This is a genomic window from Streptomyces sp. NPDC021019, from assembly GCF_044333295.1.
Classification (GTDB): domain Bacteria; phylum Actinomycetota; class Actinomycetes; order Streptomycetales; family Streptomycetaceae; genus Streptomyces.
In genome coordinates this window covers 105,290-129,164 of sequence record NZ_JBIRQR010000003.1, presented here as the reverse complement: position 1 = coordinate 129,164, position 23,875 = coordinate 105,290, and the positions used below count along the sequence as shown (strand labels likewise).

18 protein-coding genes are annotated in these 23,875 nt (G+C 71.5%); 2 read left to right on the top strand and 16 right to left on the bottom strand.

Going from position 1 to position 23,875, the window contains the following annotated elements:
- Positions 1-2: 2 nt before the first annotated feature.
- From ACH4RG_RS18070 to ACH4RG_RS18000, 15 genes are all read right to left on the bottom strand, one after another.
- A complete protein-coding gene (locus ACH4RG_RS18070) occupies positions 3-1,421 on the bottom strand; it encodes a nucleotide pyrophosphatase/phosphodiesterase family protein (RefSeq protein ID WP_397927035.1) in 1,419 nt (472 codons plus the stop codon).
- Positions 1,418-2,593, bottom strand: coding sequence for a metabolite traffic protein EboE (gene eboE, locus ACH4RG_RS18065; protein WP_397927033.1), 1,176 nt, complete (start codon positions 2,591-2,593; stop codon positions 1,418-1,420). The genes ACH4RG_RS18070 and eboE overlap by 4 nt, the downstream gene beginning before the upstream one ends.
- 7 nt (positions 2,594-2,600) lie before the next feature.
- Positions 2,601-3,449, bottom strand: a complete 849-nt coding sequence (locus ACH4RG_RS18060) for a TatD family hydrolase (protein WP_398539809.1) — start codon at positions 3,447-3,449, stop codon at positions 2,601-2,603.
- Positions 3,449-4,138, bottom strand: coding sequence for an EboA domain-containing protein (locus ACH4RG_RS18055; protein ID WP_397927031.1), 690 nt, complete (start codon positions 4,136-4,138; stop codon positions 3,449-3,451). The genes ACH4RG_RS18060 and ACH4RG_RS18055 overlap by 1 nt, the downstream gene beginning before the upstream one ends.
- Complete coding sequence (locus ACH4RG_RS18050; protein WP_398539808.1) at positions 4,132-5,004, bottom strand: sugar phosphate isomerase/epimerase family protein; 873 nt, start codon at positions 5,002-5,004, stop codon at positions 4,132-4,134. The genes ACH4RG_RS18055 and ACH4RG_RS18050 overlap by 7 nt, the downstream gene beginning before the upstream one ends.
- Complete coding sequence (locus ACH4RG_RS18045) at positions 5,001-6,275, bottom strand: SCO3242 family prenyltransferase (RefSeq protein WP_397927029.1); 1,275 nt, start codon at positions 6,273-6,275, stop codon at positions 5,001-5,003. The genes ACH4RG_RS18050 and ACH4RG_RS18045 overlap by 4 nt, the downstream gene beginning before the upstream one ends.
- Entirely contained in the window at positions 6,272-7,474 is a 1,203-nt protein-coding gene (locus ACH4RG_RS18040) for an inositol-3-phosphate synthase (RefSeq protein ID WP_398539807.1), read from the bottom strand. The genes ACH4RG_RS18045 and ACH4RG_RS18040 overlap by 4 nt, the downstream gene beginning before the upstream one ends.
- A 92-nt stretch (positions 7,475-7,566) precedes the next feature.
- Entirely contained in the window at positions 7,567-11,286 is a 3,720-nt protein-coding gene (locus tag ACH4RG_RS18035; protein WP_398539806.1) for a ThuA domain-containing protein, read from the bottom strand.
- Positions 11,287-11,574: 288 nt separating this feature from the next.
- Complete coding sequence (locus ACH4RG_RS18030; RefSeq protein WP_217226895.1) at positions 11,575-12,579, bottom strand: sugar phosphate isomerase/epimerase; 1,005 nt, start codon at positions 12,577-12,579, stop codon at positions 11,575-11,577.
- Positions 12,580-12,585: 6 nt separating this feature from the next.
- Positions 12,586-13,830, bottom strand: coding sequence for a Gfo/Idh/MocA family protein (locus tag ACH4RG_RS18025; RefSeq protein ID WP_397917351.1), 1,245 nt, complete (start codon positions 13,828-13,830; stop codon positions 12,586-12,588).
- Positions 13,831-13,901: 71 nt separating this feature from the next.
- Positions 13,902-14,936, bottom strand: a complete 1,035-nt coding sequence (locus ACH4RG_RS18020) for a substrate-binding domain-containing protein (RefSeq protein ID WP_398539805.1) — start codon at positions 14,934-14,936, stop codon at positions 13,902-13,904.
- A gap of 79 nt (positions 14,937-15,015) precedes the next feature.
- A complete protein-coding gene (locus ACH4RG_RS18015; protein WP_397917349.1) occupies positions 15,016-16,068 on the bottom strand; it encodes an ABC transporter permease in 1,053 nt (350 codons plus the stop codon).
- Positions 16,065-17,588 carry a sugar ABC transporter ATP-binding protein gene (locus ACH4RG_RS18010; RefSeq protein ID WP_397917348.1) on the bottom strand — a complete coding sequence of 508 codons (1,524 nt, stop codon included), beginning with the start codon at positions 17,586-17,588 and terminating at the stop codon, positions 16,065-16,067. The genes ACH4RG_RS18015 and ACH4RG_RS18010 overlap by 4 nt, the downstream gene beginning before the upstream one ends.
- A gap of 223 nt (positions 17,589-17,811) precedes the next feature.
- Positions 17,812-18,993: an ROK family protein gene (locus tag ACH4RG_RS18005; RefSeq protein WP_397917347.1), complete on the bottom strand. Its 1,182-nt coding sequence runs from the start codon at positions 18,991-18,993 to the stop codon at positions 17,812-17,814.
- Between the two features lie 225 nt (positions 18,994-19,218).
- The gene (locus tag ACH4RG_RS18000) at positions 19,219-20,178 is read right to left on the bottom strand and encodes a beta-ketoacyl-ACP synthase III (RefSeq protein ID WP_397917346.1); all 960 of its coding nucleotides are present in this window, start codon (positions 20,176-20,178) and stop codon (positions 19,219-19,221) included.
- 244 nt (positions 20,179-20,422) lie between these two features.
- Here ACH4RG_RS18000 and fdhD point away from each other — a divergent pair, with 244 nt between their 5' ends.
- Complete coding sequence (gene fdhD, locus ACH4RG_RS17995; RefSeq protein WP_398539804.1) at positions 20,423-21,271, top strand: formate dehydrogenase accessory sulfurtransferase FdhD; 849 nt, start codon at positions 20,423-20,425, stop codon at positions 21,269-21,271.
- 45 nt (positions 21,272-21,316) lie between these two features.
- Here fdhD and ACH4RG_RS17990 read toward each other — a convergent pair whose 3' ends face one another.
- Positions 21,317-21,532 carry a DNA-binding protein gene (locus ACH4RG_RS17990; RefSeq protein ID WP_397917344.1) on the bottom strand — a complete coding sequence of 72 codons (216 nt, stop codon included), beginning with the start codon at positions 21,530-21,532 and terminating at the stop codon, positions 21,317-21,319.
- Between the two features lie 433 nt (positions 21,533-21,965).
- Here ACH4RG_RS17990 and ACH4RG_RS17985 point away from each other — a divergent pair, with 433 nt between their 5' ends.
- A complete protein-coding gene (locus ACH4RG_RS17985) occupies positions 21,966-23,765 on the top strand; it encodes an AMP-dependent synthetase/ligase (RefSeq protein WP_397927020.1) in 1,800 nt (599 codons plus the stop codon).
- The last annotated feature ends 110 nt before the right edge of the window (positions 23,766-23,875 follow it).

Genomic DNA, 23,875 nt, shown 5'->3' with positions numbered 1-23,875 from the left:
TGTCAGTGCAGTCCGGCAAGTTGGAGGAGCAGGGACTTCACTTCGGTGGCCCTGACCCGGTCGGTGAGAGCGTGGGGGGTGGAGCAGAGGATGAGCGGACCTTCGTCGTCGCTCTCGGGGAGGCGGCCGTGGCTGCCGCGAATAGGTGAGGGGTCCAGGGGGACGACCGCCATGCGGTAGCGCATGCCGAGCTTCTTGCGGGCGACCGCCGAGACGGCCTTGACCCGGACGTAGGGGTCCTGGGGGTCCATGAAGAGCTCGACGGGGTCGTAGCCGGGTTTGCGGTGGATCTCGACGAGCTGGGCGAAGTCGGGGGCGCGGGCGTCGTCGAGCCAGTAGTAGTACGTGAACCAGGCGTCCTTCTCCGCGACGGCGACCAGTTCGCCGGAGCGGGGGTGGTCCAGGTGGTGCGCCTTCTTGCCCTGGTCGTCGAGGAGTTGCTCGATGCCGGGAAGGTCCGCGAGGGCCGCCCGGGTCGCTTCCAGGTCCTCGGGGCGGCGTACGTAGACGTGGGCGAGCTGGTGGTCGGCGACGGCGAAGGCCCGGGAGGCCATCGGGTCCAGGTATTCCATGCCGTCCTGGGTGTGGACCTCCAGAAGTCCCGCCCGGCGCAGGGCCCGGTTGATGTCGACGGGGCGGTCGACGCGGGTGATGCCGTATTCGGAGAGCGCGACGACGGTACGCCCCTCGGCACGGGCGTCGGCCAGGAGCGGGGCGATGGCCCGGTCGAGGTCGGCGGCGGCCCGGTGGGAGCGCGGGTCGTCGGGGCCGTGGCGCTGGAGGTCGTAGTCGAGGTGGGGCAGGTAGCAGAGGGCGAGGTCGGGGGTGCGGGTGGCGATGATGTGGCGGGTGGCGTCGATGATCCACTGGGAGGAGACGAGGTCGGCGCCGGGGCCCCAGAAGTGGAAGAGGGGGAAGGTGCCGAGCTTTTCGGTGAGTTCGTCGTGCAGGGCGGGGGGCCTGGTGTAGCAGTCGGGTTCCTTGCGGCCGTCGGCGTAGTAGACGGGGCGCGGGGTGACCGTCCAGTCGGTGTCGGCGCCCATGGCGTACCACCAGCAGATGTTGGCGACGGTGTAACCGGGGTGGGCGCGGCGGGCCGCGTCCCACAGCTTGTCGCCCTCGACGAGCCCGTTGTGCTGGCGCCAGAGCAGGACGTCGCCGAGCTCGCGGAAGTACCAGCCGTTGGCGACGATGCCGTGTTCGGCGGGCATCGTTCCGGTGAGGAAGGTCGACTGGGCGGCGCAGGTGACGGCCGGCAGGACGGTGGAGAGCGGTGCCTTCGCGCCCCGCTCCCCCATGGCCCGGAGGTTCGGCATGTGGGCCAGGAGCTGCGGGGTGAGGCCGACGACGTCGAGGACCAGGAGGGGGGTGGGACCGCCGGTCTCCGGTGCGGTTTCCGTGCCGGGTTCGGGAGCGCTCATGGCAGTTCCTTGAGGCCGAGGTCGACCAGGAGGTCGCGGGCGAGGGTGAGTTCGGCGGCGATGCCGTCGGCGAGCTGGGTGCGGGTGCGGGGGCGCAGTTCGGCGGGCAGCGCCTGCCAGGTGTACGTCTCCACCTCCAGGTGCCGGGTCAGGGGCACGGGCCCGCCGACGAGCCGGGCGAGCGTGTCGCGGAGCACGGGCAGCGTCGAGGTCAGCGGGGGCGCCGGGGGTGCGTGGAGCGGTACGTGGAAGTGGGCGCGCCAGGGGGTGCTGTCCGGGAGCGCCCGGCCGGTGACGGCTTCGTCCAGGTCGTCGGTGCCGCGCAGTCCGGCGGCGGTGCTGGTGCGGGTCTGGTGCAGGAAGCGGGGTTCGGCGAACGCGGCGAGCGCGCTGCGGACCTCGGGCAGGTGGGGGTGGTCGGCGTGCAGGGCGGCGGAGAGCTGGGACTTGACGACGCGGATGCCGGCGGCGGCCAGGGCGTCGAGTGCGGTGCCGGGGTCCTCGAAGGAGGTGGCGAGGTGGCAGGTGTCGACGCAGATCCCGATACGGTCGTGGGCCACGTCGGTGAGCGGGGCGATGGCGTCGGCGGTGGTCTCGACCGTGCAGCCCGGTTCCGGTTCCAGGCCGACGCGGATGGACTTGCCGGTCATCTCGGCCAGGGCGTCGAGGCGCTGGGCGAGTGTGGTGAGGGCGGAGCGTGCGGTGCGGGCCGCCTCGGGGTCGCCGTCGTAGGGGGTGCGCCAGGCGAGCGGCAGGGTGGAGATGGTGCCTTCGGTGGCGTCGTCCGGGAGGAGGGCGGCCAGGAGGCGGGCGAGGTCGGTGGTGTGGGCCAGACGCTCCGGTTCGGTCCAGTCCGGCCGGTAGACGCGGTACTTGACCTCGTCGGCGCCGAACCCTTCGTAGGGGAAGCCGTTGAGGGTGACCACTTCGAGGCCGCGGCTGTCGAGTTCGGCGCGCAGGGCGCGGAGTTCGGCGGGGTCGTTGATCAGGGCGCGGGCCGCGTCGCGGGCGAGCCAGAGGCCGATGCCGAGCCGGTCCCGGCCGAGTCGGCGGCGGACGGGTTCGCAGTGGTCGCGGAGCTGGGCGCGGACGCCGTCCAGGGTCTCGGCGGGGTGGACGTTGGTGCAGTACGCCAGGTGGACGGTCGAGCCGTCGGGGTGGCGGAAGCGCATGGCCGCCTCACTCCCCGCCGCGCAGGATGGAGTTGCCCTCGTGGAGTGGATCGGGGGCCGGGACGTCGAGTTGGAGGCGGCCGCTCTGGCCGTAGAAGGCGACCGGGTTGCGCCACAGCACCTGGTCGACGTCGTCCTCGGTGAAGCCGGCCTTCAGCATGGCGTCGGCGACCTTGCGGGTCTTGAGGGGGTCGCTCCTTCCCCAGTCGGCGGCCGAGTTGACGATCATCTTCTCGGTGCCGTGGTTCCGGAGGATGGTGACCATCCGGTCCTCGTCCATCTTGGTGTCCGGGTAGATGGAGAAGCCGGCCCAGCAGCCGCTGTCAGTGGCGGCCTTTACCGTTGTCTCATTGAGGTGATCGAGGAGAACGTGCTCCGGGGGGAGGTTCGATTCGCGGACGACGTCGATGGTGCGGTGCAGACCGGCGAGCTTGTCGCGGTGCGGGGTGTGGACGAGGGCGGGCAGCCCGTGGTCGGCGGCGAGCTGGAGCTGGGCCGCGAGGGCGTGGTCCTCGGCCGGGGTCATGGAGTCGTAGCCGATCTCGCCGACGGCGACGACGCCGTCCTTCACGAGGTAGCGGGGCAGCGCGTCCAGGACGGGGGTGCAGCGGGGGTCGTTCGCCTCCTTGGGATTGAGGGCGAGCGTGCAGTGGTGCGCGATGCCGTACTGGGAGGCGCGGAAGGGCTCCCAGCCGAGGAGCGCGTCGAAGTAGTCGAAGAAGCTGGCGGGCGAGGTGCGGGGCTGGCCGAGCCAGAAGGAGGGTTCGACGAGCGCGCGGACGCCCGCGTCGTACATCGCCTGATAGTCGTCGGTGGTGCGGGAGGTCATGTGGATGTGGGGGTCGAAGATGCGCATCAGGACTCCTCCGTGGGGGCGGGGGCTGCGGGAGTCGCGGTCGGCGGGGCCGGGTGGGCGCCTTCGTCGGCCGCGGCGGTGAGGTCGAGGACCGTGCGCAGGTCCTCGGGGACGGCGCGGCCCGCGGCGGTGCGTTCGGCGGCGAAGTCGCCGAGCATACGGGCGAGTTCGGCGTCTCCACGGGCCCGCTCGCCGAGCCGGGCGACGGCCGCGACCGGCACCTCGGTGAACAGGCACTTGAGTACGGCGTGCCGCCAGGCGTGGGTGTCCAGGTGGTCGGCGGCGTAGGGACCGACGGCCGCGGCGACCAGCCGGGTGTCGTTGGCGCGCAGGGCGTCCTCGACGAGTGGGAGCGCGGTGGAGCCGAGGTCGAGGCGGTGCAGGGTGAGCAGGACGGCGCGGCGTTCGGCGGCGGTGCCCTGTTCGTAGAGCCGGGTGACGGAGGGCAGCGTGGCGCGTGCCTGGATGAGCAGGAGGGAGCGTACGGAGTCGGCGTGCTCAAGGCCGCAGTGTCGGCCGGCGGCGGCGTAGCGCAGCTCCCAGGGCGGGGAGGTGTACGGGCCGGCCGCCTCCCGGCCGGGGGCGTCGGGCGTGGCCGCGTCGTGGGCCGCTTCGGCCAGGGCCTCGTCGAGCCAGGCCCGGGCGGCTCCGCCGAGTTCGGCGTCGAGTTCCTCGCGGGACTTCAGCACGGGACGCCTCCCTGGGGCCCGGTGCCGCGTGTCAGGGCGTCGCGCAGGAAGTCGATCGAGGTGCGGGCCAGCTCGGGGCCGGCGTGGGAGTGGCGGGGCAGCTCGACGACGGTGAGGCCCCGGTAGTCCGATGCGGCCAGGGCGGCGAGCACGGGCGGAAAGTCGATCTCCCCCTCGCCGAACGGGAGGTGTTCGTGGACTCCGCGCCGCATGTCCTCGATCTGGACGTGCCGGAGCCAGGGGGCGGAATCCTCGACGCACTCCAGGGGTGTCATCTCCTCCAGACACTGGCAGTGGCCGATGTCGAGGGTGAGGCCGAGCGGTCCCGGGTCGCCGAGGAGGCCGCGCAGGTGGTGGAAGTCGGCGAGGGTGGCGAGGAGGTGACCGGGTTCGGGCTCGATGGCGAGGGGAACGCCGGACCGGTCGGCGGCTTCGATGACGGGGGCGAGCGCTTCGGTGAGCCGTTTCCACGCGGTGTCCGCCGAGGTGCCGGGCGGGGTGACGCCACTGAAGCAGTGGACGGCGGGCGCGCCGAGTTCGGCGGCCACGTCGACGGCGCGGACCAGCAGCGCGGTGCGGGCGGCCCGGGCGTCGGGGTCCGGGTCGAGGAGGGAGGGACCGTGCTTGCGGCGCGGGTCCAGGACATAGCGGGCACCGGTCTCCACGGTGACCCGGAGGCCGAGGGAGGTGAGCCTGCGGCGGACCTGGCGGGTGCGGTCGGTGAGGTCCGGGGCCATGGGGTCCAGATGCATGTGGTCGAGGGTCAGGCCGACGCCTTCGTAGCCGAGGTCGGCGAGCAGGCCGAGGGCGTCGTCGAGGCGGAGGTCGGTGAGCCCGTTGGTGCCGTATCCGAGGTGGAGGGTCATGTGGGGCTCACCTTCCGGGAGAGGCTGCGGGCGAGGGGGACCAGGCCCATGACGGCGAGACCGGTGACGGGTGCCCCGGCGCGGGCGGCGAGTGCTGCCTGGAGCGGGATCATGGCCCGGATGCCTCCGCCGACCGCGCGCTGGGTCAGGGGCGGGGACGGGTTGAGCGCGGCGTGCAGAAGGGGTGGGCCTGCGGTACGGAGGTAGGCGCCGGTGAGCGCGATGACCAGGAGCCGGACGGGGTCGGTGACCTTTCCGAGCGGGCCTGTGTCGAGACGCCGCGCGACGGGGCCGGCGTCGGCGTCCGCCCTCGCCGTACCGGGCCGGTCGGGGGCCCGTCCCCAGGACTCCCGCAGCACCGCTGCCGCGAGTGCCGTCGTCGTGGCCAGCACCGCGGGCGGGGCGCCGGTGGAGCCGCCCTGCGTCTCGTGGCGCGATACGGCGGTGACGCCGTAGGTGTGGGCCCCGAGCACCAGGGCGGCGGGCAGCGCGGGCAGGCATGCGGGCCGGCCGCGGTGTGCCGCTGCGGCAACGTTGTCGGGTGAACGGGTGCCGCCCGGCGCGCGTACGCCCGTCGCCGTGGCCGTCGCGCCCAGCAGCAGGTCCAGTGAGCGGGCCGCCGCCATGGCCGCCGGGCCCGCCTTCGTGTGCTTCAGGTACAGGTCGTAGGCCCAGACCGTGGCGGCCAGGCCCGTGGCGACGGTCAGCGCGGGGCGGCCGGCGCGGGCCGCCAGGGCGAGGCCCGCGGCGGTCAGCACCCCGGCCGCGCCCAGGGCCGCCACCGGGCTGATCCGGCCCGAGGGGATCGGGCGGTGCGGGCGGTCCACGGCGTCCTCGTCGCGGTCGGCCCAGTCGTTGAGGGCCATCCCGGCCTCGTACAGGCACAAGGACGCACCCATCGCCAGGGCCGTGCCCCGGCCGGGGCGGCGGCCCACCGCCGCCGCGCCCGCCAGGGCGTCCCCGGGCACGGAGAACAGTGCGGAGACCCGCAGCAGTTCCGCCCAGGCCCGCAGGCGCTCCCGGGGCGCGCCCCGGTCGGCTGTCCGGCCGGGCCGGCCCGGGCCGGCGTCCGCGCCCCGTTCCCCGTTCCGGCCCGTGGTGGGAGGTTCGGGCCTGTCCGGTGCGGGCGCAGTCCCGCCGGCACCGGACAGACGATCATCGGTCACGGCGGTCGTTGCCACGCCGTGTGCGACACCGTTCGCGCGCCCGGCCGGGAGTACCGGCAGGGCCGAGGCCAGAGCGGCCCGGAGGGCGTTCCGTCGCCACCTCACGCCTGGTCCCGCAGCCGCTCGGCGAAGGTGAGCAAGGTGGCGTACTGCTCGGCGAGCGCCGCCGACGTGCCGCCGTCCGGGTCCTTGAAGTAGAAGCCGAGCTCCGGCAGGGGGCCGGTGATCCCCTTCTCGTGGGCGCGGGCGAGCAGCCGTGCCAGGTCCAGGACCAGGGGGGCCGCGAGCGCGGAGTCGCAGCCCTGCCAGATGGTCTGGAGGATCATGCGGGAGCCGAGGAAGCCGTCGAAGGCGATGTGGTCCCAGGCGGTCTTCCAGTCCCCCATCGCGGGCACGTCGTCGATGTGCACCTCGCCCTCGGGTGCGGCGCCGAAGGTGTCGGCGAGGACGCGCTCCTTGCCGGCGTTCTTGGCGGCGGCGGCCGCCGGATCGGCCAGCGCCGCCCCGTCCCCGCCGCCCAACAGGTTGGACCCGGACCATGCCCGTACGGCGAGGGCGCGCTGGAGAAACATCGGGGCGAGTACGGAACGCAGCAGCGTCTGGCCGGTTTTGCCGTCGCGTCCGGCGTGGGGAAGTCCGCTGGAGGCGACGGTGTCGGTGAGCGCGGGGGTGCGCAGGCCGGTGGACGGGGTGAAGTTGGCGTAGGAGCAGCCGGCCCGCAGGGCGGCGGCCGCGTAGAGCGAGCTGGCGGGCAGCCGGGTGTCGTCGGGTCCTGGCGCGGGTTCGGTGGAGGCGACGTTGACGACGACGGTGCGGGCCAGACCGTGGCGGTGGGCGAAGCCGGTGAGGTCGGCGGCGAAGGCGGCGATGAGCTCCTGGTCGGTGCGGGTGTCGCCGGGGAGCGGTCCGCCGGGGCGGATCTCGGCGTCGGCGGCGTCGAGGTCGGCGCGTACGGCGGAGGGCAGTGCGTAGGACAGTACACCGCCGTCGGCCAGGGCCTCGGCCCGCTTGGCGAGCGGGCAGTCGAGGGTGTCGTGGCCGCCGAAGACCAGGCTGGTCAGGGCGGGGAGGCCGCTGTCGGCGAAGGGGGGCGTCTCGGTGACCATGCCGGTCGGCGGGTGCAGGCCCGCGGCGATGGCGGCGCAGCCCGCGGTGGCGGTGGTCGCCACGGAGCCGCGTGCTCCGATGAACCAGACGCCGGTGCGGCCCGCGGCTCCGTCGGGGCCGGTGGCCTCCGAGGGGCTCGGAGCGTCGTTGCGGCCTGGGGCGTCGGTTCGGCCTTGACGATCGGCGCGTGCGGTCACGGGCTGCCTCCCTGGGGGATGTCGGGGGTGGAGGACGTCGGGCGGGGGAAGGCGGGTGCTTCCCCCGCCCGTCGTCGGCAGAGGCGGCCGCCCTACTGCGAGGGCAGCTCCTTCAGTTGGATGTTGCGGAAGGACACCTGGTCGTCGGCTCCGTGGTTCTGGAGGCCGATGTAGCCGTCCTTCAGACTGCGGGCCGGGTCGGTGTTGGTGAAGTCGTTGATCTTCGCTCCGTTGAGGAAGATCTGCAGACGTTCGCCCTGCACCTTGATCTCGTAGCTGTTCCACTGTCCCGGCGGCCGCAGGACGCGGTCACGGGCCTTGATGTTGGCGGACTTGAAGGTGTAGACGGCGCCGGTGGTGCGGTCGGCGGCGTCGGTGGCGTCGATCTGTATCTCATACCCGTTGTTGACCGCCGACCACGGGTCGTCGGACTCCGGGAAGCCCACGAAGATGCCGGAGTTGTCGTCGCCGGTCATCTTCCAGTCGAGCTTCAGCGAGTACGACTTCAGCTCCTTGGCCTGGTAGGTGAGCAGACCCATGCCGCCCTCGGAGTGCAGGGCTCCGTCACTGACGGAGAACTTCCCCGGGCCCGCCTGCTTCCAGCCTTCCAGCGTCTTGCCGTTGAAGATGGGCCGGTAGTCCTTGTCCGGCTTGCAGTCGGCCTTGACCTGGCCGGTGGCGTAGCGCAGGCCGCCCAGCACGTGGCTGCGGAAGGCCGGCTCGGCGTAGGACTCCTTGGTGTGGCCGAGGCCGGTGTAGAAGGAGCGGCCGCCCTCGTAGGTCTGGCACCAGGAGATCGGGTGATCGCCCTTCATGTTCCCGCCGGTGTAGGTGGTCTCGTCGAGTGTGGCGAGGACCTTGGCCTTGTCCCGGGGGTTGGTGCCGTAGTTGTACCACTCGTCGGTGCGCTCCCACTCCTCGTCCAGGTGGGCGGTGGCGGGGTGGTCGTGGTCCTCCACGCGGACGGTGGCGGGCTGGATCTGCGGGTGGGAGTCGAAGTAGGCGCCGACGAGGCCCCCGTAGAACTCCCAGTCGTACTCGGTGTCGGCCGCCGCGTGGATGCCGACGTAGCCGCCACCGGTGGCGACGTAGTTCTCGAACGCCTTCTGCTGCTCGGCGTTGAGGACGTCACCGGTGGTGGAGAGGAACGCGACGGCGTCGTAGCGGGCCAGGTTGCTGGTGGTGAACTGGGCGGCGGACTCGGTGGAGTCGACCGTGATGTTGGTGTCCTTGCCGATCTCCTTCAGGGCCGCGATGCCCGTGGGGATCGAGTCGTGGCGGAAGCCGGCGGTCTTGGAGAAGACCAGGACGCGCTTGGCGGTCCTGTCGACGGGGGTGTTGGACAGTTCGAAGTCGTCGACGTCGTAGAGCGCTCCGTCGCCGCCCTTGAAGACCAGGAAGAGTTCGGTCTGCTTCTTGGGCGCCCCGCGCAGCGGGATGTCGATGTCCTGGAAGGTGTCCCAGCTGCCGGTCACCGGGACGGGTCCCGAGCCGAGGATCTTGCCGGTGGGCGATCCGGTGCGCACTTCCAGGAAGCCGCCCGAACCGGCCGACGAGACGCGGGCGGTGAGCTTGGTGGTACCGCCCAGGACGTACGTCTTGAAGGAGATCCAGTCGTCGTTGTGGATGTCGCCGACGGTCTTGCCGCCGTGCGCGCTGGATTTGGCCGGGGTGGTGACGCCGGATGAGGCGTCGAAGTGCTCGGCCTGGCGGTGCTTGGGCTGGAGCCGGGCGGCGTCCTTGCCGGTCAGCTTGGCCTGGCCGCCACCGCCGTGGTCGGTGTAGGAGGCCGAGATGCCGCCGTAGATGTTGGCGTTGGGGTCGTGGCCGCCTTCCATGGCGGTCTTGATGGTGCCCTCGCAGCCGTGCTCGGTGGTGATGTCGTGGCCGTGGCTGTCGTGGCCCAGGGTGAACTTGACCTCGACCTCGGTGCAGTCGATGGTCCCGTCCTCCGGGTCGCTGACGTTCACCTTGAACGGCACGGCGTCACCGAACTCGAAGAGCTGTCCGTCCTCGGGGAGTTCCAGCTTCACGGTCGGGGCGGTGTTGCCGACGGTGACATGGACGCTGGCGGAGCCGGTGCGGCCGGTCGGGTCCTTGGCGGTGAGGGTGGCGGTGTAGGTGCCGTTCTTCTTGTACGTGTACGTCGGGTTGGCGGCGGTGGACTTTCCGCCGTCACCGAAGTCCCAGGCGTAGGTGAGCGGGTCGTCGTCGCCGTCGGCCGTGCCGGCCGAGGAGAACTTCACCTTCAGGGGCGCGGTGCCGGAGGTCTTGTTCGCCGCGGCCTCGGCGATGGGCGAGCGGCCTCCGGTGGCGTTCTCGATGCGGTAGAGCGCGGAGTTCTCGTCGCCGCCGAACCAGGCGAGGCCGTAGTCGAGGACGTACAGGGCCCCGTCCGGGCCGAAGGCCATATCCATGATCTGCGTGCCGGACCAGGGGACGTCGTTGATGGACTGGACGCCGCCGTCGGCGTCCTGCTCGATGCGCTTGATCCACTGGCGGCCGAACTCACCGGCGAAGAAGTCGCCGTCGTAGGCCTCGGGGAACTTCACCGGGGAGTCGAGGTCCGCGTCGTAACGGTAGACGGGCCCGCCCATCGGCGACTCGGAGCCGGTGCCGAACTCGGGCACGGAGCCACCGTCGTACGGGATCCACGCGGCCTCGGCCGGCGGCAGGTCGACGAGCCCGGTGTTGTGCGGCGACTCGTTCTTCGGGGCGGCGCAGTCGAAGGCGGCGCCGGATGCCTTGGTGCCGAAGTCGTAGTCGATGTAGGGCTCGTTGTCGCCGACGCAGAACGGCCAGCCGAAGTTGGCGGCCTTCGTCACACGGGCGAACTCGACCTTGCCGGCGGGTCCGCGCTTGGGGTCGGCCGCGCCGGCGTCCGGGCCGTAGTCGCCGACGTACACGATGCCGGTGGCCTGGTCCACGGAGAAGCGGAAGGGGTTGCGGAAGCCCATCGCGTAGATCTCGGGGCGCGTCTTGTCCGTCCCGGGTGCGAAGAGGTTCCCCTCCGGAATGGCGTACGAGCCGTCCTCGGCGACCTTGATGCGCAGGATCTTGCCACGCAGGTCGTTGGTGTTGCCCGAGGTGCGGCGGGCGTCGAACGCCGGGTTGCGGTCGGGGCGTTCGTCGATCGGGGTGAAGCCGTCGGAGGCGAACGGGTTGGTGTCGTCGCCGGTGGAGAGGTAGAGGTTGCCCTCGGCGTCGAAGTCGATGTCGCCGCCGACGTGGCAGCACATGCCGCGTGAGGTGGCGACGTCCAGGACCTTCTTCTCACTGGCGGTGTCGAGGGTGCCGTCCTCGTTGAGGACGAAGCGGGAGAGCCGGTTGACTCCCTCGAACTTCGCGAAGTCGGCCGCGGTGCCGGTCTCCGGGGCGTCGCCCGAGGGGGTGTCCATCGGCGGTGCGTAGAAGAGGTAGATCGCGCGGTTCTCGGCGAAGTCGGGGTCGACACCGACGCCTTGGAGGCCTTCCTCGTCGTGCGTGTACACGGGGAGGGTGCCGGAGATCTTGGTGTTCCCGGCGCTGTCGGTGATCCGCAGCTCGCCGTTGCGGGAGGTGTGCAGCACGCTGCGGTCGGGGAGGACGGCGAGCGACATGGGCTCGCCGGTCTCCTCGGCGCCCTTGGCCAGGGTGACTTGCTGGAAGTCCTCCGCCAGGGGCTCCTCGTGCCCGGGGTGTCCCGGGTGGGCGGTGGCGCCGGGGGCGGAGCCGAGGGTCAGGGTGGCGGCGGCGAGCAGGCCGCCGGTGAACAGCGCGAGCGATTTACGGACGCGGGTCCGGGCCAGGAGCCGCTTTCTGGTTCTGTGCACGTAGGTCCTCCGGAGAGTGCCGGTTGTACGGGCGGGTGTAGCCGTGCCGTGCCGCGCGGGGACTGCCGCGCATGCGTCACCGGGGACGGGAGCGACCCCGGTGACGCGAGTCATGTCGTGTACACGAAATGGACGGTAGACCTGTTCGTCCTCGACGGAAAGCCCTTGTGCGAGAGGTAAGTCGAACTTCTTCTTCCGCCAGGACAAAGGGGTTTCCGGGCAGGGCGAGGCAGCCCCGGGGGCGGGGAGCCGTGTAACGGATCGCACCCCGGGGCTTGGCCGGGCGTCCTACTCGCCGCCGCCGAAGGCCGCGTCGAAGGAGGCCGACGGCGGGTCGAAGTCGAAGCGCTTGAGGCTGGCGAGCGCTTCCGGGGCGCCGGTCAGCCGGTCCATGCCGGCGTCCTCCCACTCCACGGAGACCGGTCCCTCGTAGCCGATGGACCGGAGCATCCGGAAGACGTCCTCCCACGGCACGTCACCGTGACCGGCGGAGACGAAGTCCCAGCCGCGCCGGGGGTCGCCCCACGGCAGATGCGAGCCGAGGCGGCCGTTGCGGCCGTCGAGGCGCTTGCGGGCCTCCTTGCAGTCCACATGGTAGATCCGGTCGCGGAAGTCGTAGAGGAAGTTGACCGGGTCCAGGTCCTGCCAGACGAAGTGGCTCGGGTCGAAGTTCAGCCCGAACGCGGGCCGGTGGTCCACCGCTTCCAGGGCGCGCTTGGTGGTCCAGTAGTCGTACGCGATCTCGCTCGGGTGCACCTCGTGGGCGAAGCGCACCCCCTCGGCGTCGAAGACGTCCAGGATCGGGTTCCAGCGCTCGGCGAAGTCCTCGTAGCCCCGCTCGATCATGTGCGGCGGGACGGGCGGGAACATCGCGACGAGGTGCCAGATCGAGGAGCCGGTGAACCCGATGACCGTGTCCACCCCGAAGGCGGCGGCGGCCCGGGCGGTGTCCGCGATCTCGGCCGCGGCCCGCTGCCGTACACCTTCGGGCTCGCCGTCGCCCCAGATGCGGGCGGGCAGGATGCCCTGGTGGCGTTCGTCGATCGGGTGGTCGCAGACGGCCTGGCCGACCAGATGGTTGGAGATCGCGAAGCACTTCAGCCCGTACTTGTCGAGCAGTTGGTGCCTGGTGTCCAGGTATCCGGGGTCGGCCAGCGCCTTGTCGACCTCGAAGTGGTCTCCCCAGCAGGCGAGTTCGAGCCCGTCGTAGCCGAAGTCCCGGGCGTGCTTGCAGACCTCCTCCAACGGGAGGTCGGCCCACTGGCCGGTGAACAGGGTGAAGGGGCGGGGCATGGGCGGCTACCTCCTGAGGTCCGAGGACGGGACCGGGGTGTGGACGGAGTTCTTTGCGGCGCTCTCCTCCACGGCGGCGAGGACCCGCTGCACCTGGAGCCCGTCCGCGAACGACGGTACGGGAGGAACGCCTGCGGCGATCGTGTTCACCACGTCGCGGGCCTGGTGGACGAAGGTGTGCTCGTAGCCGAGGGCGTGGCCCGGGGGCCACCAGGCCTCCAGGTACGGGTGCTCGGGTTCGGTGACGAGGATGCGGCGGAAGCCCGCGGTGGCGGCGGGTTCGGTGTGGTCGTGGAAGGACAGCTCGTTGAGCCGTTCCAGGTCGAAGGCGAGGGAGCCCAGCTCCCCGTTGATCTCCAGACGCAGGGCGTTCTTGCGTCCCGCCGCCATCCGGGTCGCCTCGAAGGAGGCCAGTGCGCCGGAGGCGAGGCGCCCGGTGAAGATCGCCGCGTCATCCACGGTCACCTCGCCCCGCTCCACCGTGTCGGCGCTGCCCGAGAGCCCTGCGGACGCCCCGGCGAGCAGGGGCCTCTCCCGCACGAACGTCTCGGCCACGGCGGACACTCCGGTGAGCAGTTCGCCCGAAAGGTACTGGGCGAGGTCGACGATGTGGGCGCCGAGGTCCCCGAGCGCGCCGGACCCGGCGTGCTCCCGCTTGAGCCGCCAGGTGAGCGGTGAGGCCGGGTCCACCAGCCAGTCCTGGAGATAGGTGGCCCGCACATGGCGCAGCGGACCGAGCCGGCCCTCGGCGATGAGCTGCCGGGCGAAGGAGATCGCGGGCACTTTGCGGTAGTTGAAGCCCACCATCGCCACCTGCCCGCGGGCGGAGGCCGCCTCGGCGGCGCGGACCATCGCCTCCGCCTCGGCGACGGTGTTGGCGAGCGGCTTCTCGCACAGGACGTGCTTGCCCGCCTCCAGGGCGGCGATGGCGATCTCCGCATGGCTGTCGCCGGGGGTGCAGATGTCGATCAGCTGGACATCGTCCCGGGCGATCAGGGCCCGCCAGTCGGTCTCCGCGGCCGCCCAGCCGTGCCGGGCCGCGGCGGCGTCGACGGCCGCGCGGTCGCGTCCGCAGATCGCGGCGAGAGCGGGTCGCAGGGGCAGGTCGAAGACGTGTCCCGCGGTGCGCCACCCCTGCGAGTGGGCGGCGCCCATGAACGCGTATCCGACCATGCCGACCCCGAGCGTTCCCGGCGCGTCCTGCGGCGAAGATGCTGGGGCTTGCGTTTCCGTCTCTTGACTACGGGCCATGCGGACTTCCTCCTCATCGGTGTGCGGTAACGGGCCGGGGGATGCGCTCCGAGCACCCCCCGGAGTCCCGGTCAGTTGAAGCCCGTCGGCAGGTACTGGTCGATGTTGTCCTTCGTCACGACCGCGGAGTACAGGGTCAGGGAGGTCGGGATCTCCATCTCGGAGAGACCGCTGACGCCCTTGCTCTGACCCAGCGCCCGTGCCAGGTCGATCGCGGACGCGGCCATCGTCGGCGGGTAGAGGACGGTGGCCTTGATGACCGAGTCGTCGGCCTTGATGGCGTCCATCGCGGACTTGGCGCCGGCGCCGCCGACCATGATGAACTCGTCCCGGCCCGCCTGCTCGATGGCGCGGAGCGCGCCGACGCCCTGGTCGTCGTCGTGGTTCCACAGGGCGTCGAACTGCTTCTGCGCCTGGAGGAGTTGAGCCATCTTGGCCTGGCCGGACTCGACAGTGAAGTCGGCGGCCTGACGGGCCACCGGTTTGATGTTGGAGTAGTTCTTGAGGGCGTCGGCGAAGCCCTGGCTGCGCTGCTTGGTCAGCTCCAGGTTGTCGATCCCGGCGAGCTCGACGACCTTGGCGTTCGGCTTGTCCTTGAGTTGTTCGCCGATGTAGTGACCGGCGTTGAGGCCCATGCCGTAGTTGTCGCCGCCGACCCAGCAGCGGTAGGCCTGCGGGGAGGCGAAGACGCGGTCCAGGTTGACGACGGGGATGCCCGCCCTCATGGCCTCCAGGCCGACCTGGGTGAGAGCCTTGCCGTCGGCGGGGAGCACGACGAGGACGTCGACCTTCTTGTTGATGAGGGTCTTGACCTGGCCGATCTGGGCGGCGGTGTCGTTGGAGCCCTCGGTGGTCTCCAGGGTGACGTCGGAGTACGTCTCCGCGCGGGATTTGGCGTTCACGTTGATCGCGTTGAGCCAGCCGTGGTCGGCCTGCGGTCCGGCGAAGCCGATGGTGACGGCCTTGCCCGGCTTGTCGTCGGCGGGGGCGCTGTTGCCGGCGGGCTCGGTCTTCTTGGGCTCGTTGCTGGTACACGCGGTGAGGAGCGCGCCCGCGGAGACGGCGGCGGTTCCGAACAGCAGCCCTCTGCGGCTGGTTTCTGGCATGACGGTCTGACCCTTCATCCGGTGGGTGCGTACGAGGTGCGGGGTGCGGGGCGTTCAGGGGCCGGGGTGCGCGGGGTGCTCAGGTTTCCCTGCCGCGCATGGTGCGGCGCTGGACGAGGACGGCGGCGACGATGATGGCGCCCTTGGCGATCTGCTGGACATCGCTCTGGAGGTTGTTGAGAGCGAAGATGTTGGTGATCGTGGTGAAGATCAGGACGCCGAGGACGGAGCCGACGATGGTGCCCCGGCCGCCGCTGAGCAGGGTCCCGCCGATGATCGCGGCGGCGATGGCGTCGAGCTCGTACAGGTTGCCGTTGGTGTTCTGGCCGGAGCCGGCGAGCACGATCAGCATGAAGGCGGCGATGCCGCAGCACAGCCCGGACAGCAGGTAGAGGTAGAGGCGCTGGCGGCGGACGTCGATCCCGGCGAGCCGGGCGGCCTCCGCGTTGCCGCCGACGGCGACGGTGCGGCGGCCGAAGGTGGTCCGGTTGAGGATGAGCCAGCCGACGACGGTGACCACGGCGAACATGATGACCAGCGGCGGGATGCCGAGAATGTAGGAGTCGGGCAGGCCGAGGTCCAGGACCGAGTCCACGGTGACGATCTGCGTCTTGCCGTCGGTGATCTGGAGGGCGAGTCCGCGCGCCGAGGCGAGCATGGCGAGCGTCGCGATGAAGGGGACCATTCCCCCGTACGCGATGAGGACGCCGTTCACGAGTCCGGCGGCGAGGCCGACGATGACCGCGGTGAACGCGATGCCCGCGAAGCCGTACTCCTGGGTGGCCAGGGTCGTCGCCCACACCGAGGCGAGGGCGACCATGGCGCCGACGGAGAGGTCGATGCCGCCGCTGATGATGACGAAGGTCATCCCGACCGTGACGACGCCGATGACGGACGCCTGGGTCAGGATCAGCTGGAGGTTCCCGGTGTCCAGGAACGCGTCCGGTTCGGTGATGCCACCGACCAGGACCAGGGCGGCCAGGACGCCGAGCAGGGACAGGATCCGGACGTCCAGCCGCAGACCGAGGGCCGGCATGCCACCGCCCGACTTCGAGGGCGGTGTGTCGGAGGGGCCGGTGAGGGTCCCCTTGTCCGGCCCGTTGTGCTGCGCCGACGGGGCGGGCTGTGTCATGGCGTCGGGCTCCCTTCCATCACGAGGTCGAGTACGCGGTGCTCGTCGAGCTCCTGGGCGGGGGCCGTGTGGACCACGTGGCCCTCGCGGAGCACCAGCACCCGGTCGGCGAGGCCCAGGACTTCGGGCACTTCGCTGGAGACGAGCAGTACGGCGAGGCCTTCGTCGGCCAGCCGGCGGATCACGGCGTAGAGCTCGGCGCGCGCGCCGACGTCGACGCCACGGGTGGGTTCGTCCAGCAGCAGGACCCGGCAGCCGCGCAGCAGCCAGCGGGCGAGGACTGCCTTCTGCTGGTTGCCGCCGGAGAGGGTGCGGACGGCGGCATCCGGATTGTCGGGCCGCATCTGCAGTTCGCGGGTGGCGCTCCGCGCGGCCTTCCGCTCCCCGCCCCGGTCGATCCAGCCGATCCGGGCGAAGCGGGAGAGGGAGGAGACCGAGACGTTACGGGTGACCGACTCGGTCATGAGCAGGGCCTGCGCCTTGCGTTCCTCGGGCGCGAGGCCGATGCCCGCGGCGACGGCGGCGCGGACACTGCCGGGGCGGAGCTGTTTCCCGGCGACGGTGACGGTCCCGGTGGACGGCTTACGGGCTCCGTAGACGGTCTCCAGGATCTCGGAGCGTCCCGAGCCGACGAGTCCGGCGAGGCCGACGATCTCGCCGGGCCTCAGCTCCAGGTCGACGGGGGCGAACTCACCCTTGCGGGAGAGGCCTTGGACGCGGAGTACGGGTTCGGTGGTGGCGGCGGCCGACCCTTCCGGGCGCGGCGGGAAGACATAGGCGACGTCCCGGCCGGTCATCATGGCAACGATGTCGCGGGTGGGTGTGTCGGCGGCGGGCAGCCCGACGGCCACGGTCCTGCCGTCCTTGATGACGGTGACCCGGTCGCCGATGCGCCGGATCTCCTCCAGGCGGTGCGAGATGTACACGACGGCCACCCCGTCGGCGGTGAGGCCGTCGACGATCCGGAAGAGGTTGTCGACCTCGTCGGGGTCGAGGGCGGCGGAGGGTTCGTCCATCACGATGAGCCGGACGTCGTGGGAGAGGGCCCTGGCCATGGAGACGATCTGCTGCTGGGCGGCGGAGAGGTCCCCGACGTGCCGGGCGGGGTCGATCTCCGGGTGCCCGAGACGCGCCAGGAGCGCTTTCGCGGCGGAACGCCCCTCCCCCGTACGGACGATGAAGCCGGCGCTGGTCGGCTCGTGGCCGAGGAAGACGTTCTCGGCGACCGACAGGCCCTCGACCAGGTCGAGTTCCTGGTAGATGGTCGCGATGCCCAGGCGCATTGCCGCGATCGGCGACTTGAGCTGGACGGTATCGCCGCGCCAGGTGATCTCGCCGTCGTTGGGCTGGTGGGCTCCGGCGAGCACCTTGATGAGGGTGGACTTGCCCGCGCCGTTCTGGCCGAGGAGGCAGTGGACCTCGCCGGCCTGGACCTCCAGGTCGACGCCGTCCAGGGCGCGGACGCCCGGGAAGAGCTTGGTGATGCCGGACATGGTGAGCAGGGGTGGTTCTGGTGCCATGACGAATCCCCTCGGCGAATGGGGTCTCCCCTGCTCGGGCGGTGCCGAGGGGCCGGGGAGGGCCGGTGAGCGGACAGGGCGCAGGGCTGGAGGTGCCGTGGAGCCGGCGGCACCGCGAACGGCTGCTGACTGGTACCTGACGTGCGCGTACGGACGAGTACCTGACTAGTACCTGGCTGAGGCCGGGTACCTGACCAATGCGGTGGTGCGTACGGCCCTGTGGTCAGGCCGGTGAGAACAGATGGTCGCTGATGAGCCGGGCTGCGCCGATCACTCCGGCGGTGGGCCCCAACTCACCCAGCACGATGGGGAGATTGCCGGTGGCGAGGGGCAGGGACTGCTTGTAGACCTGGGTGCGGACACTGGCGAGGAGGTTGTGGCCGAGGCCGGTGACCCCGCCGCCGATCACCACCAGACCGGGATTGAAGAAGCTGACCAGGCTCGCGATCACCTGGCCGAGCCGATTGCCGCCTTCGCGGATCAGGTCGAGCGCGGCGGCGTCACCGGCGGCGGCGGCCGCCGCCACGTCGGCGGCGGTGAGGCGGCCCGCCGCCTCCAGCCGGGCGGCGAGCTCGGGCGAGCGGCCCTCACGGGCCGCGTCCTCCGCGTCCCGGGCGAGGGCGGCGCCGCTGAAGTGTGCCTCCAGGCAGCCCTTGTTGCCGCAGGCACAGGCCCGGCCGTCCGGGTCCACCTGGATGTGCCCGATGTCCCCTGCGCTGCCGGTCGTACCGCGGTAGACCTCACCGCCGACGACGATGCCGCAGCCGATGCCCGTACCGATCTTGACGCAGAGGTAGTCGCCCACGGAGCGGGCCACGCCCGCGTGCTGCTCCCCCATCGCCATGAGGTTCACGTCGTTGTCGACCATGACGGGGCAGCCCAGCTCCTGGCTGAGCGCCTCGCGGACCGGGAAACCGTCCCAGCCCGGCATGATCGGCGGCGCGACGGGCACGCCCTCGGGGAAGCGGACGGGGCCGGGGACCCCGATGCCCGCGCCGTCGAAACCCTCGGCGAGCCCGGAGGCCCGCAGCTTGGCGGCCAGCGACAGCACCTGTTCGAAGACGGCGACCGGGCCCTCGCGCACGTCCATCGGGTGGTTGAGGTGTCCCAGGACCTCCAGCTCCGCGTTGGTGACGGCCACGTCGATCGAGGTGGCGCCGATGTCGACCCCGAGGAACCGCAGTTCGGGAGCGAGCCGGATGTTGTGCGAGCGGCGCCCGCCGCGCGATGCGGCGAGTCCGTCGGCCACCACCAGGCCGGTGTCCAGCAGTCGGTCCACCTCGACGGCGAGCTTCGAGCGCGACAGCTCGACCTGATCACCCAGTTGCGCACGGGAGTTGGGGCCCCCGTCGCGCAGCAGTCGGAGCAGCCGCGCCTGATGCGCGTTCGCGGGTCGTGCCGTCATGCGTCTCACGCGTCCCTCCCCGCCACATCGGCCAGTCCGTCGGGCTTTCGAGGGGAACGTAGCAGCGCTTTCCCGGAGTGGGAAGAAGTTGCGCAGGAATCCGCTCCAACTTTCTCCACACTCAGGACAAAGGTTCTCGGTCGGAGCTCACGCAGGCGCCGCGGTAGGAGTCGGGCGCCGTGCTGGGAGTCGGGCGCCGCGCGAGGTGTCAGGGGCGGCGGACGGTCAGGGACAGCGGATGACCTGGCCCGCGTAGGAGAGGTTTCCGCCGAAGCCGAAGAGGAGGACCGGCGCGCCGGAGGCGACCTCGCCGCGCTCGACCAGTTTGGACAGCGCCATCGGGATGGAGGCGGCCGAGGTGTTGCCGGAGTCCACCACGTCCCGGGCGATGACGGCGTTGACCGCGCCGATCTTGCGGGCGACCGGCTCGATGATCCGCAGGTTGGCCTGATGCAGGACGACGGCCGCCAGATCCTCCGGGGCGACGCCGGCCTTCTCGCAGACCCGGCGGGCGATCGGGGGGAGCTGGGTGGTGGCCCAGCGGTAGACCGACTGGCCCTCCTGCGCGAAGCGCGGCGGCGTCCCCTCGATCCGGACCGCGTTGCCCATCTCCGGCACGGAGCCCCACAGGACCGGTCCGATGCCGGGCCCCTCCGGGGTGTCGGGGGCCGTCGGGTCGGCGATGACCACCGCCGCTCCCGCGCCGTCGCCGAGCAGGACGCAGGTGGAGCGGTCGGTCCAGTCCGCGATGTCGGCCATCTTGTCGGCGCCGATGACCAACGCCCGGGTCGCCGCACCGGCCCGGATCGCGTGGTCGGCGGTGGCCAGCGCGTGCGTGAAGCCGGAGCACACCACGTTGATGTCCATCACCGCCGGCGAGCCCATGCCCAGCCGTGCCGCGACCCGCGCCGCCATGCTCGGGGACCGGTCGATCGCGGTGGAGGTGGCGACGAGGACCAGATCGACATCCGAGGGCACCAGACCGGCCGTGGCCAGCGCCTTGGCTCCCGCGTGCGCGGCCATCTCGTCCACCGGCTCGTCCGGGCCACCCACGTGGCGGGTCTTGATACCGACCCGGCTGGTGATCCACTCGTCGCTCGTGTCGACCATGGCCGCCAGATCGTCGTTCGTGAGCACCTTGGCGGGCTGGTAGTGGCCGAGCGCCACGACACGTGAGCCGGTCATACGGGTTCCCATCGTCGGGTAGGGCAGGAAACGTCCAGTCTTGGTCGCTACCGCCGGGTACGGGGGCACGTGATCCCACAGGAATCCGGCCCACACGTTGGAGCGTTGACAACAGCCTGGTCAGCGTGCTGGGGCGGTGACTGCGACACGCAGGTGCGGATGCCGGACAATGACGGGGTCGGGTTCCGGCTTCGCCCATCGGGACAGAAGCCATCGCACACGGACAGAATCGGGATTCACACCCATGGGACGGGCCACCGAACGCCGCCGCACCCTCCGCATCCGGGACGGTGCCGTCTCCTCCCGCGCGGACACCCTGGTGGCGGAGGAACCTCTGGAGATCCGCCTCAACGGCCGGCCCCTGGCCATCACCATGCGCACGCCGGGCGACGATTTCGCGCTGGCGGCCGGCTTCCTCGTCAGCGAGGGGGTGATCGCCGAGGGGGACGAGGTGCGGTCGATCGTGTACTGCGCCGGGGCGACGGCGGACGAGGGGAACAGCTACAACGTGGTGGACGTCAAGCTCGCGCCCGGGGTCCGCGTCCCCGACATCACGCTGGAGCGGAACGTCTACACCACTTCCTCGTGCGGCCTGTGCGGCAAGGCCAGCCTGGACGCGGTACGCACCACGACCCGGCACCCCGTGGCCGACGCTCCTCCGGTGCGGGTCACCCCGGAACTGCTGTCCGCCCTCCCGGACCGGCTGCGGTCCGCGCAACGGGTGTTCGACCGGACAGGTGGCCTGCATGGCGCCGCGCTCTTCTCCGAGGAAGGCGAGTTGCTGGACGTCCGCGAGGACGTCGGCCGGCACAACGCGGTCGACAAGCTGGTGGGCCGGGCGCTGACGGACCACCGGCTGCCGCTGTCCCGGGCCGTTCTGCTGGTGTCGGGGCGGGCCTCGTTCGAGCTGGCACAGAAGGCCGTGATGGCGGGGATCCCGGTGCTCGCGGCGGTTTCGGCGCCGTCGTCACTGGCCGTGGACCTGGCGGCGGAGAGCGGGCTGACGCTGGTCGGCTTCCTGCGCGGCCCGTCGATGAACGTGTACGCCGGTGAGCACCGGATCGCGCTGGGGGCGGCGGTACGCCGGGGCTGAGACGCGGGTGGGGTCCGGTGCGGGGAGGCCCGGGGGATACGGGCCTCACTCCCCCGCGAAGGCCAGGCCCTCCGCGGCCAGCGCCTCGCGGAGGGCCCTGATCGCCTTCGGGCCGACCCCGTGCAGCGCGAGCACCTCCGCCGCGGTCACGGTCGTGAGCCGGGCGAGGCTGGTGTAGCCCGCCGCCCGCAGGGCGCGCCGGGCCGGATTGCCCGCCCCGTGCGGAAAGTCGTCGGCGGGTGCACCGGGCTCATCACTCATGGCACTTCCTCGCTGTCGGCTGCCGGCTACCGGCTACCGGCTACCGGCTACCGGCTACCGGCTACCGGCTCACCGTAACCGGCGGGTCCGGCAACGCCTCGGAAGCGGAATCCGAATCCGCCGGGTCCCCGGACGGCCCGGGATCGCGGGAGCGGCGATCTCGGCGGTCTTCGCGGGGGTCGTGGTGGTCGTGGTCGCAGCGGTCGGATTCGGTGGAGATTCCGGCGCGAGCCGCTTACCCCTCAGTCAGAACTGGGCCGGCCGGAGCCCGAGCCTTGCCCATCTGGCCGGATTTCGACGGTTGACCTGGGCGGATGACACGGTGTCCGAAGGGCCCGGGCCTCTCCCGCCGGGCCCCCGCTTGGGGTAGCGTCGCGGCGCTGTGCGGAGCGCCACGAGGAGCATGTCATTGCGCGATTTCACTGTCCCACCCATGCCGGCGGCACCTCAGGTCGGCGGTCTGGCCGACGTGGTCTTCGACTACGCGGAGGACGATCCGCACCGCGTCGCGCTCGGTCGCAAGGACGCCGGGGGCCAGTGGCGTGATGTGACCTCTGCGGACTTCCGCGATCAGGTGCTGGCCCTGGCCAAGGGACTGATCGCGCACGGGGTGCGGTTCGGCGACCGGGTCGCTCTGATGTCCCGTACGCGCTTCGAGTGGACGCTCTTCGACTTCGCGCTCTGGACCGTCGGGGCCCAGTCGGTGCCGATCTACCCGACCTCCTCCGCCGAGCAGGTCCTGTGGATGCTGCACGACGCCGAGGTGGTGGCGGTGATGGTCGAACACGAGGACCACGCGATGACCGTCGGCTCGGTGATCGACCGGCTGCCGCGACTGAAGCGGCTGTGGCAGTTGGACGCCGGAGCGGTGGACGAGCTGTTCGGGGCGGGTGCGGACATCGACGACGAGGTGGTGCAGCGGCACCGGCGCGCGGTGACGCCCGACTCCGTGGCGACCGTCATCTACACCTCGGGGACGACGGGCCGCCCCAAGGGGTGTGTGATCACCCACGCGAGCTTCATGTTCGAGAGCGACACGATGGTCACGCGCTGGGAGCCGGTGTTCCACTCCAAGCCCGGCGACGAGGCCGCCACCCTCCTCTTCCTGCCGCTGGCCCATGTCTTCGGGCGGATGGTCGAGATCGCCGCGGTCCGCGGCCGGGTCAAGCTCGGCCACCAGCCGGAGCTGTCCGCGAACGCGCTGATGCCGGACCTGGTGACGTTCCGGCCGACGTTCATCCTGGCGGTGCCGTACATCTTCGAGAAGGTGTTCAACGGGGCCCGCCGCAAGGCCGAGGCGGAGGGCAGGGCCGGGCCGTTCGACAAGGCCGTCGACATCGCGGTGAAGTACGCCGAGGCCATGGAGCAGAAGGCGTTCGGGGAGGGTCCCGGTCCCTCGGCCGGGCTGCGGATGCAGCACCAGTTCTTCGACAAGGTCGTCTACAAGAAGGTCCGCGACGCGATGGGCGGCCGGGTGCGGCACGCGATGTCGGGCGGTTCGGGCATGGACCGCCGGCTCGGGCTGTTCTTCGCGGGCGCCGGGGTGAGCGTCTTCGAGGGGTACGGGCTGACCGAGTCGACCGCCGCGGCGACGGCGAACCCTCCCGAGCGCACCCGGTACGGAACGGTCGGGCAGCCGATTCCGGGGACGTCGGTGCACATCGCGGACGACGGCGAGGTGTGGGTGCACGGGCCGAACGTGTTCTCCGGCTACCTGGGCAACCCGGGGGCCACCCGGGCGGTGCTGCGGGACGGCTGGCTCGCCACCGGGGATCTCGGTGCGCTGGACGAGGACGGCTATCTGACGATCACCGGGCGGAAGAAGGAGATCCTGGTGACCTCGGGCGGCAAGAGCGTCTCGCCGGCCGGTCTGGAGGAACGCGTACGGGCGCATCCGCTGGTGGCGCAGTGCATCGTCGTCGGCAACGACCGTCCGTACATCGCGGCGCTCGTCACCGTCGACCAGGAATCCGTGGACCACTGGCTGTCGATGCAGGGCCGCACCCCGCTCGGCCCGGCCGACCTGGTGCGGGACCCGGACCTGGAGATGGAGGTCCGCAGGGCGGTGGTGGCCGCCAACACGGCGGTGTCCCAGGCCGAGTCCATCCGTACGTTCCGGATCCTGGCCCATCCGTTCACCGAGGAGACGGGGCTCCTGACGCCCTCGCTGAAGCTGAAGCGCAAGGCGATCGAGACGGCGTACGCGGTCGAGGTCGACGCGCTGTACCACTGACCCGGCGGCGGCACGGCGGCACGATCGAGGCTGCCGGAAGGGGGCGGGAATGCTCTGGCCCGTCCGGTCGTTGTCGTGGGGAGTTATCAACCGACGACGTTAGGATCGAT

Excerpts from the sequence above, each read along its gene's own strand:
- fdhD (WP_398539804.1), top strand. The coding sequence starts at position 20,423 with ATGGGACGGGCCACCGAACGCCGCCGCACCCTCCGCATCCGGGACGGT.
- ACH4RG_RS18060 (WP_398539809.1), bottom strand. The coding sequence starts at position 3,449 with ATGCGCATCTTCGACCCCCACATCCACATGACCTCCCGCACCACCGAC.
- ACH4RG_RS18050 (WP_398539808.1), bottom strand. The coding sequence starts at position 5,004 with ATGACCCTCCACCTCGGATACGGCACCAACGGGCTCACCGACCTCCGC.
- ACH4RG_RS18025 (WP_397917351.1), bottom strand. The coding sequence starts at position 13,830 with ATGGCCCGTAGTCAAGAGACGGAAACGCAAGCCCCAGCATCTTCGCCG.
- eboE (WP_397927033.1), bottom strand. The coding sequence starts at position 2,593 with ATGCGCTTCCGCCACCCCGACGGCTCGACCGTCCACCTGGCGTACTGC.
- ACH4RG_RS18015 (WP_397917349.1), bottom strand. The coding sequence starts at position 16,068 with ATGACACAGCCCGCCCCGTCGGCGCAGCACAACGGGCCGGACAAGGGG.
- ACH4RG_RS18070 (WP_397927035.1), bottom strand. The coding sequence starts at position 1,421 with ATGAGCGCTCCCGAACCCGGCACGGAAACCGCACCGGAGACCGGCGGT.
- ACH4RG_RS18005 (WP_397917347.1), bottom strand. The coding sequence starts at position 18,993 with ATGACGGCACGACCCGCGAACGCGCATCAGGCGCGGCTGCTCCGACTG.
- ACH4RG_RS18000 (WP_397917346.1), bottom strand. The coding sequence starts at position 20,178 with ATGACCGGCTCACGTGTCGTGGCGCTCGGCCACTACCAGCCCGCCAAG.
- ACH4RG_RS18030 (WP_217226895.1), bottom strand. The coding sequence starts at position 12,579 with ATGCCCCGCCCCTTCACCCTGTTCACCGGCCAGTGGGCCGACCTCCCG.
- ACH4RG_RS17990 (WP_397917344.1), bottom strand. The coding sequence starts at position 21,532 with ATGAGTGATGAGCCCGGTGCACCCGCCGACGACTTTCCGCACGGGGCG.
- ACH4RG_RS18020 (WP_398539805.1), bottom strand. The coding sequence starts at position 14,936 with ATGCCAGAAACCAGCCGCAGAGGGCTGCTGTTCGGAACCGCCGCCGTC.
- ACH4RG_RS18010 (WP_397917348.1), bottom strand. The coding sequence starts at position 17,588 with ATGGCACCAGAACCACCCCTGCTCACCATGTCCGGCATCACCAAGCTC.
- ACH4RG_RS17985 (WP_397927020.1), top strand. The coding sequence starts at position 21,966 with ATGCCGGCGGCACCTCAGGTCGGCGGTCTGGCCGACGTGGTCTTCGAC.